This is a genomic window from Streptomyces sp. NPDC031418, assembly GCF_055581605.1.
The window spans coordinates 25058-40197 of record NZ_JBVIJC010000017.1 but is presented as its reverse complement, the minus strand read 5'-3'; the positions used below and the strand labels follow the sequence as shown (position 1 = coordinate 40197).

Annotated in this window: 13 protein-coding genes; 6 read left to right on the top strand and 7 right to left on the bottom strand. The window is 70.7% G+C overall.

All coding sequences use genetic code 11. From position 1 onward, the window contains the following. Positions 1-46 precede the first annotated feature (46 nt). The 3 genes from ACZ5CZ_RS24790 (at position 47) to ACZ5CZ_RS24780 (ending at position 3820) form a co-directional block, all read left to right on the top strand. Entirely contained in the window at positions 47-625 is a 579-nt protein-coding gene (locus ACZ5CZ_RS24790) for a TerD family protein (RefSeq protein WP_385843089.1), read from the top strand. A gap of 62 nt (positions 626-687) precedes the next feature. After that, positions 688-2631, top strand: coding sequence for a TerD family protein (locus ACZ5CZ_RS24785; protein WP_468946061.1), 1944 nt, complete (start codon positions 688-690; stop codon positions 2629-2631). 199 nt (positions 2632-2830) lie between these two features. Then, positions 2831-3820, top strand: a complete 990-nt coding sequence (locus ACZ5CZ_RS24780) for a TerC/Alx family metal homeostasis membrane protein (RefSeq protein WP_468946058.1) — start codon at positions 2831-2833, stop codon at positions 3818-3820. A 7-nt stretch (positions 3821-3827) separates the two neighbouring features. On the opposite strand, the gene ACZ5CZ_RS24775 is transcribed toward ACZ5CZ_RS24780, so the two are convergent. After that, a complete protein-coding gene (locus tag ACZ5CZ_RS24775) occupies positions 3828-4352 on the bottom strand; it encodes an EF-hand domain-containing protein (protein ID WP_468946056.1) in 525 nt (174 codons plus the stop codon). 193 nt (positions 4353-4545) lie between these two features. Here ACZ5CZ_RS24775 and ACZ5CZ_RS24770 point away from each other — a divergent pair, with 193 nt between their 5' ends. Further along, positions 4546-5646 (top strand): calcium:cation antiporter, encoded by a 1101-nt coding sequence (locus ACZ5CZ_RS24770; RefSeq protein WP_468946053.1) that lies wholly within the window; start codon positions 4546-4548, stop codon positions 5644-5646. On the opposite strand, the gene ACZ5CZ_RS24765 is transcribed toward ACZ5CZ_RS24770, so the two are convergent. Next, on the bottom strand, positions 5636-6940 hold the full coding sequence (locus ACZ5CZ_RS24765; RefSeq protein WP_468946051.1) for an MFS transporter: 1305 nt from the start codon (positions 6938-6940) through the stop codon (positions 5636-5638). The genes ACZ5CZ_RS24770 and ACZ5CZ_RS24765 overlap by 11 nt on opposite strands. A 176-nt stretch (positions 6941-7116) precedes the next feature. On the opposite strand from ACZ5CZ_RS24765, the gene aroQ reads away from it, so the two are divergent. Then, positions 7117-7590 carry a type II 3-dehydroquinate dehydratase gene (gene aroQ, locus ACZ5CZ_RS24760; RefSeq protein ID WP_468946048.1) on the top strand — a complete coding sequence of 158 codons (474 nt, stop codon included), beginning with the start codon at positions 7117-7119 and terminating at the stop codon, positions 7588-7590. A gap of 8 nt (positions 7591-7598) precedes the next feature. Here aroQ and ACZ5CZ_RS24755 read toward each other — a convergent pair whose 3' ends face one another. The 5 genes from ACZ5CZ_RS24755 to ACZ5CZ_RS24735 form a co-directional block, all read right to left on the bottom strand. After that, positions 7599-8357 (bottom strand): amino acid ABC transporter ATP-binding protein, encoded by a 759-nt coding sequence (locus ACZ5CZ_RS24755; protein ID WP_468946046.1) that lies wholly within the window; start codon positions 8355-8357, stop codon positions 7599-7601. After that, complete coding sequence (locus ACZ5CZ_RS24750) at positions 8354-9265, bottom strand: amino acid ABC transporter permease (RefSeq protein WP_385843099.1); 912 nt, start codon at positions 9263-9265, stop codon at positions 8354-8356. The genes ACZ5CZ_RS24755 and ACZ5CZ_RS24750 overlap by 4 nt, the downstream gene beginning before the upstream one ends. Then, entirely contained in the window at positions 9262-10146 is an 885-nt protein-coding gene (locus ACZ5CZ_RS24745; protein WP_385843101.1) for an ABC transporter substrate-binding protein, read from the bottom strand. The genes ACZ5CZ_RS24750 and ACZ5CZ_RS24745 overlap by 4 nt, the downstream gene beginning before the upstream one ends. Before the next feature lie 294 nt (positions 10147-10440). Continuing rightward, positions 10441-11097 (bottom strand): MBL fold metallo-hydrolase, encoded by a 657-nt coding sequence (locus tag ACZ5CZ_RS24740; protein WP_385843102.1) that lies wholly within the window; start codon positions 11095-11097, stop codon positions 10441-10443. A 44-nt stretch (positions 11098-11141) separates the two neighbouring features. Continuing rightward, positions 11142-11828, bottom strand: a complete 687-nt coding sequence (locus tag ACZ5CZ_RS24735; protein WP_385843104.1) for a maleylpyruvate isomerase family mycothiol-dependent enzyme — start codon at positions 11826-11828, stop codon at positions 11142-11144. A gap of 225 nt (positions 11829-12053) precedes the next feature. On the opposite strand from ACZ5CZ_RS24735, the gene uvrA reads away from it, so the two are divergent. Next, positions 12054-15080 carry an excinuclease ABC subunit UvrA gene (uvrA, locus tag ACZ5CZ_RS24730; RefSeq protein WP_385843105.1) on the top strand — a complete coding sequence of 1009 codons (3027 nt, stop codon included), beginning with the start codon at positions 12054-12056 and terminating at the stop codon, positions 15078-15080. The last annotated feature ends 60 nt before the right edge of the window (positions 15081-15140 follow it).

The following is a 15140-nucleotide window of genomic DNA, read 5'->3' as shown; positions in this document are numbered from 1 at the left end:
CCGCGCAGTGCGCGGCAACAGGGGACCATCGAGAGGGGATTCAGCCGTGTCCGTCAACTTGACCAAGGGTCAGGCCATCAGCCTGGAGAAGAAGGACGGAGGCTCCCTGACCGCGGTCCGCATGGGACTCGGCTGGCAGGCGGCGAAGCGGCGCGGTCTGTTCGGTTCGCGGACCAAGGAGATCGACCTGGACGCCTCCGCGGTGCTCTTCGCCGAGAAGCAGCCGGTCGACGTCGTCTTCTTCCGTCACCTGGTGAGCGATGACGGTTCCGTGCGCCACACCGGTGACAACCTGGTCGGCGGCGTCGGCCAGGGCGGGGACGACGAGGCGATCCTGGTGGACCTCCAGCGGGTTCCGGTCCACGTCGACCAGATCGTCTTTACCGTGAACTCCTTCACGGGCCAGACCTTCCAGGAGGTGCAGAACGCGTTCTGCCGCCTCGTGGACGAGACCACCGGTCAGGAGCTGGCCCGCTACACGCTGGACGGCGGCGGCGACTACACCGCCCAGATCATGGCCAAGGTGCACCGTGCCGGCACGGGCTGGACGATGACCGCGCTCGGCAACCCGGCCCAGGGCCGCACGTTCCAGGACCTGATGCCGGCGATCCTGCCGCTTCTCTGACACCACACCGTCCGCACCGGCGGGCAGGCGCGACGACAACACGAGACAGGGGGGCCACGGCGATGACGGCCGAGCTGGTGCGGGGGCAGAACCACCCGCTGTCCCAGAACCGGCTGGAGATCCGGATCTCGGCCGGAGTACCGGTCCTGGCCGGAGCGACGCTCGGCGACGAGAACGGCACGGTGCACGGCCCCCAATGGGTGGCCCACCCCGGCGCCCCCGCGCTGCCCGGGGTGGCGGTGTCCCACCGGATCGCCGCCGAGCACCGCCTGGCCGTCGACCTGACTGCCGTAGCCGAGGCCGTGCACTGCGTCGACGTGTTCCTCGCCCTGCCCACCGGGACCGGCGGCCCGCTCCGGTTCGGTGCCGCGCCCGCCCCGCACACCACGGTCAACGGGCCCGACGGCACCGAACTCGCCTGCTTCACCCTCACCGGCCTCGACACCGAGACGGCCGTGCTCGCCCTGGAGCTGTACCGCAGGCAGGGCAGCTGGAAGGTGCGCGCCACGGGCCAGGGCTATGCCGGCGGTCTCCCGGCGCTCTTCACCGACCGGGGACTGCCCGAGGCGGACCGGCTCGCGGCCACCGTCCAGACCGCCCCCGCGGCACCCGCACCGTCCACCGTGCCCACGCCCCAGGACGTTCCGTCGGTGGGGACGACAGCCGCAGTGCCGACGCCGTCGTACGACTCCCGGCCCGCGCAGCACCCGTACGACACCGGCCGGAGCCCCTGCGACACCCAGGCGCCGGGCACCGGTGTGCCCGCGACGGGCGTGCCGGTCGACTACACGCACCCCGGCCGCCGTCTCCCCACCACCCCGCCGCCTGCCGCCCCGGACAGCGACGCGCAGCCCGGCGCGCCCGTCGCGGGCGATGCCGTGGGCTGGTCGATGGAGGAGCGGCTGTACAACCAGGTGTGGGGCATGTTCGAGGACCTGGCCCGCACCACGGCGGCGTACCGCAGCGCCGTCGACTTCGCCGACTCCCGTCTGGACAAGGAGCTGGAGCAGGCCCTCGCGGACCCGGCCGGCCGGCTCGGCGCCGGGGGCGACACCGTACGCGAGGCGGCCCATGCCCGCCGGGCCCGGCTCGTCGACCAGGCCCGCGCTGCCCTCGACCGTGACCTCGCCCAGCTCACCGCGGAGTCCGAGGTGGTCGAGCCCGCGCTTCCGCCCGCCTACGCCCGCTGGGACAACCCGGTCTGGCACGGTTACCGGGTGCCCACCGAGCCGCCGATGGCCCTCCGGCTCGGCGATCTCCACCTCCCGGAGAGCGCCCCGCTGCGCATTCCCATGCTGGTGCGGCTGCCGCTGGAGCGCGGCCTGTGGATCGACAGCGGCCCGGCGGCCTTCAGCGGCTCCGTCCCGGACTCGGCCGAGCTGCGGCATCTGGCCATGGAGGCGGCGGTGTCGGTCGCGGCGCGGCTGCTCGCCGTTCATCCGGCGGGTGAGTTCGGTGTACAGGTCGTCGACCCGGCCGGCGCCGGAGCGCGGGCGCTGTTCCCGCTGACCCGGGCGGGGGTGCTGGCCGCCCCGCCCGCGGCCGGGGCGGCCGGCGTCACCGCCGCGCTGGAGAGGCTCACCCGGCGGGTCGACCTGGTGCAGATGGCGGTGCGGGGCGGCGCGCCGGAGGCACTGCCCGACGATCTCGACACCGCCCGGCAGCTGCTGATCGTCAATGACTTCCCGCACGGCTTCGACGACCGGGCCGTGACCCGGCTGCGCTATCTCGCCGATGAGGGTCCGGCCGTCGGTGTGCACCTGCTGCTGGTGGCGGACCGGAAGGACTCGGTTGCCTACGGCCCGTTGCTCGACCCGCTGTGGCGTTCGCTGATGCGACTCACCCCCGTCCCCGACGACCACCTCGCCGACCCCTGGGTCGGCCATGCGTGGACCTACGAACCCGCTCTGGTGCCGAGGGGCAGCCGGATCCTGGATCAGGTGCTGACTGAGGTCGCCACAGCGAGAATCAAGGACAGGCAAAGCGGCCCTGACCAGCAAGCTTGAATTTTCCTTTGCCTTCCTCTTTACCTTTTCTTGGTGATTGGGGTACTGTCTTCCGTACGGAGGGGAGTACTCCCTGACTGCGGCGCACCCGTCAGTACGGACCGGTTCCGGTCCCGGGGCGCCGGCCCCGCGCGGGTGGAAGAGACCTCCGGCAGCGACAACGCTGACGTGTTTGCCGTGACGCACTGCCGGAGGTGCCGTGGAAGTCTCCCTGACCCTGTGGGTCCTTACCGTTGTGGGCCTCGCCGCCCTGATCGCCGTCGACTTCCTCATCGGCCGCAAGCCGCATGAGGTGTCCGTCAAGGAAGCCGGAATCTGGACCGTCGTCTGGGTCGTCCTCGCCGGGCTCTTCGGCTTCGGGCTGCTCGTCTTCGGCGGCGGACGACCGGCCGGCGAGTTCTTCGCGGGCTTCATCACCGAGAAGTCGCTGAGCGTGGACAACCTCTTCGTCTTCGTGCTGATCATGGCGAAGTTCGCCGTGCCGACCCGGTATCAGCAGCGGGTCCTGCTCGTCGGCGTCCTCATAGCCCTGGTCCTGCGGGCCGTCTTCATCGCCGCCGGAGCCGCGATCATCGCGAGCTTCTCCTGGGTGTTCTACCTCTTCGGCGCCTTCCTCGTCTGGACCGCCTGGAAGCTCGTCCAGGAGGCCCGCGCGGATAAGGAGAACGAGGAGTTCGAGGAGAACAAGCTGCTGAAGGCCGCCGAGCGCAGGTTCGGCGTGGCGGACCGGTACCACGGCACCAGGCTGTGGATCCGGCAGAACGGCAAGCGGGTCATGACCCCGATGCTGGTCGTGATGCTCGCCATCGGCACCACCGACGTCCTGTTCGCCCTCGACTCCATACCCGCGATCTTCGGCCTGACCCAGGACCCGTACATCGTCTTCACCGCCAACGCCTTCGCCCTGATGGGTCTGCGACAGCTGTACTTCCTCATCGGCGGCCTGCTGAAGAAGCTGGTCCACCTCTCCTACGGCCTGTCGATCATCCTGGGCTTCATCGGCGTCAAGCTGGTGCTGCACGCACTGCACGAGTCCGGGGTCCCCGTCCCCGAGATCAGCATCCCGGTCTCGCTCGGCGTGATCTGCGCCGTCCTGGTGGTCACGACGATCACCAGCCTGCTGGCCTCCCGGAAGCAGACGGCCGCCGAGGAGGAGCCCCTCGTCCGCGACCGGGCTTCAGCGGGCTGAGCGCCGGTCAGCCGTCGCCGTACATGGCGGCCATCGGGGAGACACCCGTCGTGACGAACTCCCGGATGCCCGCCAGGTAGGTGTCGCGGTCGACGAATCCGTCGCCGTCGGTGTCGAGATCGTCGAAGGCGGCGTCGGCGTGCGTCCCCGTGTTCCCGGCCGCCACCCGCAGACGGGTGAACTCCTCCCGGTTCAACCGCCCGTCGTCATCGAGGTCGGCGAGGTCGAACAGCGAACCCAGGGCGGGCCGGCAAGAGCGCTCGAACGCGTCGTGACCCGCCCACGTCCGGTACTCCTCGAAGCTCACCCGGCCGTCGCCGTCGGCATCCATGTCCTGCCAGACCGCTTCGTGAGCGGCGCGTGCGGCCGTGACGACCGGATGACCGGCGTCGCGGCCCGTGGCCGCGGCCACGCGGTCCACCCTGGCGAGGTACTCCGCCGTGGTGATCAGGCCGTCACCGTCCACGTCCAGCATGGCGAAGATGCGGTGCTTGGCGGAGTCGGACACCGAAACGGTGCTTGCTTCAGTCATGCGTCTCACCTCTGTCAGCCCTGCAACACAGCCGAGTCGATCATGCGGAGCCGTCCATGAGGCCGAACGCGCCGAAGCTTCACTCCGAGGAGTTACCCGGTGGGTGGACCGGACCGGTCGAGCGCCCCGCCCACCGAAGACCGCCCGAAACGAGCGACATGCGAACCCCGCACGGCTCTGCGACGATCACCACATGATCACTCGGCCGCGATCGCCCGCCGTGCAGTGGACGACCCTCGCGCCGGTGCTCGCCGTCGTCCTGCTGGCCTTCACCTGGGGCCGTGCTCTGCCCGACGCCGTCGTCGCCCTGGTGAGCGTGGTGCTCGCCGGCTCGGTCCTGGCGGCTGTGCACCACGCCGAGGTGGTCGCCCACCGCGTCGGCGAACCCTTCGGTTCCCTGGTTCTCGCGATCGCCGTCACGATCATCGAGGTGGCCCTGATCGTCACCCTGATGGCCGACGGCGGACCCAAGAGTGCCACCCTGGCCAGGGACACCGTCTTCGCCGCCGTGATGATCACCTGCAACGGCATCCTCGGGCTGTGCCTGCTCTTCGCCTCCCTGCGGCACGGCATCGCCGTCTTCAACCCCGAGGGCACCGGCGCCGCCCTGGCCACCGTGGCCACGCTCGCCACCCTCAGCCTGGTGCTTCCGACCTTCACCACCAGCAGGCCCGGCCCCGAGTTCTCCGCCGGCCAGCTGACGTTCGCCGCGGTGTCGTCACTCGCCCTGTACGGCCTGTTCGTGGCCACCGAGACCGTGCGCCACCGCGACTACTTCCTGCCCGTCACCCGCCAGGGCGAGGTCATCACCGCCGACGACCACGCCCAACCCCCCTCCGCGCGCACCGCCCGGACCAGCCTCGGGCTGCTCGCGCTCGCACTCGTCGGCGTGGTGGGCCTGGCCAAGGGCGTCTCGCCCGCCCTCGAGTCCGGGGTGAAGGCGGCGGGCCTGCCGCACGCCGTGGTGGGCGTGATCATCGCCCTGCTCGTCCTGCTGCCCGAGACGATCGCCGCACTGCGCGCGGCCCGGCGCGATCGCGTGCAGACCAGTCTCAATCTCGCCCTCGGCTCCGCGATGGCCAGCATCGGCCTCACCATTCCGGCCGTGGCGCTCGCCACCGTCTGGCTGTCCGGACCCCTCGTCCTCGGGCTCGGTGCCAGCCATATGCTGCTGCTCGCGCTCACCATGGTGGTCGGCACGCTGACCGTGGTGCCGGGGCGCGCCACGCCCCTCCAGGGCGGCGTCCACCTGATCGTTTTCGCGGCCTATCTGGAACTGGCGGTCAGCCCATGACCGGTTCCGCCGCCGGCACCGGCGCCGGCCTGGTCTCCGGCAGCAACGCGAAGCACCCCAGGCTGAACAGCGCGACCCCCGTCAGATAGAGGCCCACCCCCCACGGCACACGGCCGCCGTGCGCCGCGAGAGCGGTGGCCACGATCGGGGTGAGCGCGCCACCGAGGACCCCGCCCAGGTTGTAGCTGACCGCCGCGCCGGTGCAGCGCACCCGCGCCTCGAACAGCTCCGGCAGATAGGCGGCGATCACCGCCACGATGGTGACGAAGGCCAGCAGCGCGCCCAGGATGCCGAGGAACATGGGCAGCGGCCTGCCGGTCGCGAGCAGCGCGACCATCGGCAGCATCCACACGGCACACGCGGCGCACCCCGTCAGACACATGATCCGGCGCCCGTACCGGTCGCCGAGCACGGCCGCGACGGGCGTGCACGCGCCGTTCACGACCACCGCGGCCATGACGCAGCCCAGCATGACCCCGCGGCCCACCCCGAGCTGCTCCGTTGCGTAGGCCAGGGACCAGGTCGTCACCGCGTAGAACACCGCGTACCCGACCGACAGCGCCCCGGCCGCCAGCAGCACCAGCCGCCCGTGCCGCCGTACGACCTCCACCAGCGGCACGCGCGCGTGGTCGTCGATCTCCAGGAACCGGGGGCTCTCCGTGAGCGACGAGCGCAGCCACAGCCCGGCCACCGCCAGCACCCCGGCCACCCAGAACGGCACCCGCCAGCCCCACCGCGCGAACTCCGCGTCGGACAGCGCCGCCGACAGCGCGAGCATCACCCCGTTGGCCAGGAGGAAGCCCACCGCGGACCCCATCTGCGGGATGCTCGACCACAGCACGCGCCGCCCGGCCGGCGCGTGCTCCCCGGCCAGCAGTACGGCACCGCCCCACTCGCCGCCCAGCCCCAGCCCTTGCAGGAAGCGCAGCACGAGCAGCAGCAAGGGCGCCACGAGACCGATCGACCGGTACGAGGGCACACAGCCCACCGCCACCGTCGAGGCACCGGTGAGCAGCAGCGAGGCCACGAGCACCGGCCGCCGTCCACGCCGGTCCCCGATGTGCCCGAACAGCACCGAGCCCAACGGCCGGGCCACGAAACCCACCCCGAACGTCCCGAACGCCGCCAGTGTCCCCGCGAGCGGCGAGAACGTCGGAAAGAACAGCGGCCCCAGCACCAGGGCCGCCGCGGTGCTGTAGACGAAGAAGTCGTAGTACTCGATCGCGGTGCCGACGAGCGAGGCGGCGGCGAGCCGCGGCAAGGACGGGGTGCTCACGGTAAGTGCATCGGCCATGCTCTGTTCAACCACACGCTGTAATCGCGGGTTACGGGGGCGCTCGGGGGTGATCAGCGAGTGCGGTGCGCGCCGTGGCCACCGGCGCACCGGGCCCGGTACCCGCCGCCGGTCACCGTGATACACCGGGTGCGAGCAGCGGTCGTAGACAACCGCCCCGACGGACCGGAGGAACCGTGCCCCGCACCCTGGCCAACGCCCCGATCATGATCCTCAACGGGCCCAACCTGAACCTGCTCGGGCAGCGCCAGCCCGAGATCTACGGCAGGGACACACTGGCCGACGTGGAGGCGATGTGCGCCAAGGCGGCGGCCGCGCACGGCGGCACGGTGGACCTCCGGCAGTCCAACCACGAGGGCGAGCTGGTCGACTGGATCCACGAGGCCCGGCTGAACCACTGCGGGATCGTCATCAACCCCGGCGCCTACTCGCACACGTCGGTCGCGATCCTGGACGCGCTCAACACCTGCGACGGCATGCCCGTGCTGGAGGTGCACATCTCCAACATCCACCAGCGCGAGTCGTTCCGGCACCACTCGTACGTCTCACTCCGTGCCGACGGCGTGATCGCGGGCTGTGGAGTGCAGGGATACGTGTTCGGCGTGGAGCGGGTCGCCACTCTGGTCGGCGCCGCGCAGGCGGACGCGTAGCCGCGCGGCTAGAGGCGGCCGGCCTCCACGATCCGCCGCAGGAACCGCCGGGTGCGCTCCTGCTGCGGGTCGCCGAAGATCTGCTCCGCGGTGCCGTGCTCCAGGACGACCCCGCCGTCCAGAAAACAGACCTGGTCGGCGACGTCCCGCGCGAAGCCCATCTCGTGGGTGGCCAGCACCATGGTCATCCCCTCGTCCTTCAGGCCCCGGACCACCTCCAGCACCTCGCCCACCAGCTCGGGGTCGAGCGCCGCGGTGATCTCGTCCAGCAGCAACAGCCGGGGCCGTACGGCAAGGGCCCGCACGATCGCCACACGCTGCTGCTGACCGCCGCTGAGCCGGTCCGGATAGGCATCGGCCTTCGCGGCCAGTCCGAGGCGCTCCAGCAGCTCCCTGGCCCGTTCCTCGGCCTCCGCGCGGGAGACGCCGTGCACCCGGCGCGGCGCGAGCGTGATGTTCTCCAGCACCGTCATGTGCGGGAAGAGGTTGTACGCCTGGAAGACCACACCGATCCGGCGCCGCACCGCGTCCTGGTCGGCGCGCGGATCCGTGATCTCCTCGCCGTCCAGCCAGATCGCGCCGTCGTCGATCTCCTCCAGGAGGTTGGCGCAGCGCAGCAGCGTGGACTTGCCGGAGCCGGAGGCGCCGATCAGCGCGGTCACCGTGTGCGGCGCGACCTCCAGATCGACGTCCCGCAGCACGACCGAGCCGCCGAAGGTCTTCCGGACGGACTTCATGCGCAGGACCGGCGTGTGTGCGTCGCTCATAGCGATCCTCCCTGGGCCCGCTGCCGGTCCATCCGGGCCGTCACCCAGTCGGTGAAACGGGTCATCGGGATGGTCAGCGCCACGAACACCAGCCCCGCGACGATGTACGGCGTGTAGTTGAGACTGCGGCCCACGATGATGTCGGCCGCGCGTACGGCGTCCACGGCGCCGCCGATCGACACCAGGCCGGTGTCCTTCTGCAACGACACCAGGTCGTTGAGGAGCGGCGGCACCTGGCGCCGTACCGCCTGCGGCAGCACCACGTAGCGCAGTGCCTGCCGGTTCGTCAGCCCGAGCGAGCGGGCCGCCGCGCGCTGCGAGGGGTGGATCGACTCGATGCCGGCCCGGAACACCTCGGCCACGTACGCCGAGTACGTCAGCGTCAGCGCCGTACCGCCCAGCAGCACCGGATCCACCGTCACGCCCTGCAACCGCAGCGCCGGCACGCCCAGGACCACGATCATCAGGTTGATGATCAGGGGAAGGCCACGGAAGAAGTCCGTGTAGGCGGCCGCCAGGACCCGCAGCGGGAAGAACACCGGGCCGCGCAGCGTCCGCGCGACGGCGATCACCATGCCGAGGACCAGGACGGCGACTCCGCACACCACCAGCAGCCGGACGTTCAGCCACAGCCCTTCGAGCACCTTAGGGAACGCCTCGCGCGCGTACCGGGCGCTGAAGAACGTCTCCTTGGTGCGCGGCCAGCCGGGCGCGCTGACCACGACCAGGTACAGCACGACGGCCGTCACCAGGGTGGACAGCGCCGCGATCGCCGTGGCACGCCGGGCCCGCGCCCGCTTGTAGCGCTCGCGTTCCAGCCGCCGTGCGGAGGGCACATAGCCGCCGCCGGGCATGCCACTCTTGTCGTCCGCCTCCTCCCGCGCGGACTCGCCCTTGGTGACGGTCACTTGAGCACCGGAGCGTCGACGGCGTCGGAGAGCCACTGCTTCTCGAGCTTCGCCAGCGTGCCGTCCTTGCGCAGGGCGTCGACGGCGCCGCTCACGCACGGGGTCAGCGCGCTGCCCTTGTCCAGCACGAGCCCGAACTGCTCCGGCGTGCCGCCCTGGTTCTGGAACTGGCCGACGATCTTCGCGTCCGTCACCTCGGCGGCGGTGATGTAGAAGGCGGTCGGCAGGTCGGTGACGATGGCGTCCACCTGGCCGTTCTTCAGGGCCGACTTGGCCTGGTCGTTCTTGGCGTAGACGGCGGCCTCCTGCTTGGGCTTCACCACGTCGGTGATGTAGTCCAGGCTGGTCGTACCCACCTGGGCGCCCAGTTTCAGGTTCCTCAGGTCGGCGATGCCCGCCGCCTTCGCGGCCTTGCTGCCCTTGAGCGCGATGACGGCCTGCCGCACGTCGTAGTAGCCCGAGGAGAAGTCCACGGCCTTCTTGCGCTCGGCGCTGATCGACACCTGGTTGATGTCGAAGTCGAAGGTCTTCGCACCAGGCGCGAACGCCTTGTTGAACGGCACGCTCTGCCACACGACCGCGCTCTTGTCGTACCCCAGCTGACGGGCCACGGCGTAGGCGACCGCCGACTCGAAGCCCTTGCCGTTCGCGGGCTTGTCGTCCTTGAACCAGGGCTCGTACGCCGGTTCGTCCGTCGCGATGGTCAGCTTCCCGGACGTCTGGGTGGCCAGCTTGCCCTTGGCGCAGCTCTTGGCGGCCGCACCGGACGAGGTGGCCGACGCCTTCTCCTCGGGCTGCGGAGCACAGCCGACGGCGGTGGCGAGCAGAGCGATCGTGACGGCCGCTACCGCGCGGCGCAGGATGTGAGGAGCAGGGTTCATGGCGGGAGAGTGGCAGCGAACGCCGCGTTTGTCGACGTCACAGCGGTGTTTGTCCGCATGGTGGGAACGAGTGTTGCGGTGATGTGAACGCCGGCCGCACAGCCCGCCCGCGAAGACCTGCCCGGGCCGGGCCGCCGGCCGAGGGCAGGGTCGCGGACCGGCGGCCACAGCCGCGCGGGAGCCGTCATCCCGCGCGGGGCCACCAGCAGTTGACTGCACGACAGGAGGGCGGGGCCAGCGTGCGCACGCCCTCGGCACGTGCGAACGGTTCACACGGGGTGCGTGCCCGGCCCCCTACCACCCGCGCGCGTGCCACTCCGGAAGATGCGGCCTCTCCGCGCCGAGCGTGGTGTCGTTGCCGTGCCCGGGATAGACCCACGTCTCGTCCGGCAGCACATCGAAGATCTTCGTCTCCACGTCGTGGATCAGGCTGGCGAACGCCTGGGGGTCCTTGCGCGTGTTGCCGACCCCGCCGGGGAACAGGCAGTCGCCGGTGAAGACGTGCGGATGGCCGTGCGGGTCGTCGTAGACCAGCGCGATCGAACCGGGGGTGTGCCCGACGAGGTGGCGTGCGGTGAGTTCCACCCGGCCCACGCGGATGACGTCGCCGTCGTCGACGAGGACGTCCGTGGGCACCGGGATGCCGGGCGCGTCCGCACGGCCGGCATAGGTACGCGCGCCCGTGGCGGCGACGACCTCGGCGAGCGCCTGCCAGTGGTCGCCGTGCTGGTGGGTGGTGACGACGGACGCGATGCCGTCGTCACCGATCATGCCGAGGAGCGTTCCCGCCTCGTTCGCGGCGTCGACCAGCAGCTGCTCGTCGGTGGCCCGGCAGCGCAGCAGGTAGGCGTTGTTGTCCATCGGGCCGACCGCGATCTTGGTGATCATCAGGTCTTTCAGCTCGTGCACGTCCGCCGGTCCGCCGACCTTGACCTGTCCGCTGTACGTCATGCCGATCAGCCTATAGCGGGAAGCCCTGCGGGGCCCGTACGGCCTTACAGCGGGGGCAGCTTCGGCAGCGCCCCGCCCTGGACCTTCAGGGCCGCGCCGTCACGGCGTCCGGCGAGCCAGCCCACCAGGTCCGCCGGCGCGCCGCTGACGGCGACCTCCGGCTGGTCCGCCGCCCGGCCGGTGCTCCACGCGCGCGTGCCGTCCGTGATCCGGGTCGCGGGCACGTCCGGGTGCCCGGAGAACCGCTGGGTGAGGAAGTCGGTCTCCCGCTCCAGGAACTCCGCCGGAAGATCCTCGAGGTCGTACCCGGTCCCGAGGTCGACGTGGTGCAGGTCCACCTCGACCCACCGGCGGAACGGCACGCCGGCCGCGGAGTCGGTGACGCCGTTGCGCAGCTCGACCGTGCGCGTCCAGTCCGCCGGCGCGTCCCCCGCCGCCTGGAAGCGGGCCGCGCTCTCGCGCAGGTCGGTGAGCTGCTCCTCCAGCGACCGCCGGGCGTCCCGCTCGATGTCGGCGTCGCGTGCCTCCGCGCTCGCGTACATGGGACGGCCTTCGAGGACGTTCACGAGGGCGTCCGCGTTCCGGGAGACATGGGCGAGGACGTGGCCCCGGGTCCAGCCGGGAAGCCGTGACGGCTCGGCGAGCGCGGCGTTGTCCAGTGCGGCGACCGCGGTGAGGAGCCGTTCGGTCGCTTCACGTACACAGGCCAGGTCATGCGCGTGATCAGTCATGGGCCTGACCCTAGTGCCGTCACACCTTTGGGTGAAGGTGGTGAAGCGCGTCCGTAAATCGAAAGCACGTGCTATATCGTCGAAGGCGGCGTCGGGCATGCTGGAGGGCCGGGGGTTGTTATGCAACCGGGGCAATCCGACCGGCGTTGTCAGTGGCTCCCCCTAGTCTGAAGAAGGACGGGGGCCCCGCCCCTGTCACTTCTCTCAAGAAAGGTGCGGACCGGCGTGGCCGACCGTCTCATCGTCCGTGGCGCGCGCGAGCACAACCTCAAGAATGTCTCGCTCGACCTGCCTCGTGACTCGCTCATCGTCTTCACGGGCCTGTCCGGGTCGGGCAAGTCCTCCCTGGCCTTCGACACGATCTTCGCCGAGGGCCAGCGCCGCTACGTGGAGTCGCTCTCCTCGTACGCCCGGCAGTTCCTCGGCCAGATGGACAAGCCGGACGTCGACTTCATCGAAGGTCTCTCGCCCGCGGTCTCCATCGACCAGAAGTCGACCTCGCGCAACCCGCGCTCGACGGTCGGCACCATCACCGAGGTCTACGACTACCTGCGACTGCTGTTCGCGCGGATCGGCAAGCCGCACTGCCCCGAGTGCGGCCGCCCCATCTCGCGCCAGTCGCCGCAGGCCATCGTGGACAAGGTCCTGGAGCTGCCGGAGGGGAGCCGCTTCCAGGTGCTGTCCCCGCTGGTCCGCGAGCGCAAGGGCGAGTTCGTCGATCTCTTCGCCGACCTCCAGACCAAGGGCTACTCCCGCGCGCGTGTGGACGGCCAGACCATCCAGCTCTCCGAGCCGCCCACGCTGAAGAAGCAGGAGAAGCACACCATCGAGGTGGTCGTCGACCGCCTCACGGTGAAGGACTCCGCCAAGCGCCGCCTCACCGACTCCGTCGAGACGGCCCTCGGGCTCTCCGGCGGCATGGTCGTGCTCGACTTCGTCGACCTCCCCGAGGACGACCCCGAGCGCGAGCGCATGTACTCGGAGCACCTGTACTGCCCGTACGACGACCTGTCCTTCGAGGAGCTGGAGCCGCGCTCCTTCTCCTTCAACTCGCCCTTCGGCGCCTGCCCCGAGTGCACCGGCATCGGCACGCGCATGGAGGTCGACGCCGAGCTGATCGTCCCGGACCCCGACAAGTCCCTGGACGAGGGCGCCATCCACCCCTGGTCGCACGGACACACCAAGGACTACTTCGGCCGTCTCATCGGCGCCCTCGCCGACGCCCTCGGCTTCCGCACGGACATCCCGTTCGCGGGCCTGCCGCAGCGCGCGAAGAAGGCCCTGCTGTACGGCCACAAGACCCAGATCGAGGTGCGGTACCGCAACCGCTACGGCCGCGAGCGTGTGTACACCACGCCCTTCGAGGGTGCGGTGCCCTTCGTCAAGCGCCGGCACAGCGAGGCCGAGAGCGACGCCAGCCGCGAGCGCTTCGAGGGCTACATGCGCGAGGTGCCCTGCCCCACCTGCCAGGGCACGCGCCTGAAGCCGATCGTCCTCGCCGTCACCATCATGGAGAAGTCGATCGCCGAGGTCTCCGCGATGTCGATCAGCGACTGCGCGGACTTCCTGGGCAAGCTGAAGCTGAACGCCCGCGACAAGAAGATCGCCGAGCGGGTGCTGAAGGAGGTCAACGAGCGACTGCGCTTCCTGGTCGACGTCGGCCTGGACTACCTCTCGCTCAACCGCGCGGCCGGCACCCTCTCCGGCGGCGAGGCGCAGCGCATCCGGCTGGCCACCCAGATCGGCTCGGGCCTCGTCGGCGTGCTGTACGTGCTGGACGAGCCGTCCATCGGTCTGCACCAGCGGGACAACCACCGGCTGATCGAGACCCTGGTCCGGCTGCGTGACATGGGCAACACGCTCATCGTCGTGGAGCACGACGAGGACACCATCAAGGTCGCCGACTGGGTGGTCGACATCGGCCCCGGCGCCGGCGAGCACGGCGGCAAGGTCGTGCACAGCGGCTCCCTGAAGGAGCTGCTCGCCAATACCGAGTCGCAGACCGGTGCCTACCTCTCGGGCCGCAAGTCGATCCCGCTCCCGGACGTACGCCGGCCCCGTGACCCGTCCCGGCAGCTCACCGTGCACGGCGCCCGTGAGAACAACCTGCGGGACATCGACGTGTCCTTCCCGCTGGGCGTCTTCACGGCCGTCACCGGCGTCTCCGGCTCCGGCAAGTCGACGCTGGTCAACGACATCCTCTACACGCACCTGGCCCGCGAGCTGAACGGCGCCCGGGCCGTCCCCGGCCGGCACACGCGCGTGGCGGGCGACGACCTGGTCGACAAGGTCGTGCACGTGGACCAGTCGCCGATCGGCCGCACCCCGCGGTCCAACCCGGCGACGTACACCGGCGTCTTCGACCACATCCGCAAGCTGTTCGCCGAGACCACCGAGGCGAAGGTCCGCGGCTATCTGCCCGGCCGCTTCTCCTTCAACGTCAAGGGCGGCCGCTGCGAGAACTGCGCGGGCGACGGCACCATCAAGATCGAGATGAACTTCCTCCCGGACGTGTACGTCCCGTGCGAGGTCTGCCACGGCGCCCGGTACAACCGGGAGACCCTGGAGGTCCACTACAAGGGCAAGTCCATCGCCGAGGTGCTGAACATGCCGATCGAGGAGGCCATGCACTTCTTCGAGGCGGTCCCGGCGATCTCGCGTCACCTGAAGACGCTCCATGACGTCGGCCTCGGCTATGTCCGCCTCGGCCAGTCGGCCACCACCCTCTCCGGCGGCGAGGCCCAGCGGGTCAAGCTCGCCAGCGAGCTCCAGAAGCGGTCCACCGGACGCACCGTCTACGTGCTGGACGAGCCGACCACCGGTCTGCACTTCGAGGACATCAGCAAGCTGCTGACCGTCCTCGGCGGCCTGGTCGACAAGGGCAACACGGTCATCGTCATCGAGCACAACCTCGACGTGATCAAGACCGCCGACTGGATCGTGGACATGGGCCCGGAGGGCGGCGCCGGCGGTGGCCTCGTGGTCGCCGAAGGCACCCCCGAGGACGTCGCCGGGGTGCCGGCCAGCCACACCGGCAAGTTCCTGCGCGAGATCCTCGGCGCCGACCGCATCAGCGACGCCGAGCCGGTGCAGGCGCCCCGCGCCACCGCTGCCCGCAAGACGGCCGCGGCCAGGTCGACGGCGAAGAAGACGGTGACGGCCAAGGCCAACGACACGGCCACCAAGAAGGCCGCCACCGCCGCGAAGAAGGCGACGCCCGCGAAGAAGACGACGCGGGCCCGGAAGGCCTGAGCGCCCTCAGCGGACAAGGCCTGACAGCTCATCAAAAAACCGGCGCCCCGCGGGAACTCC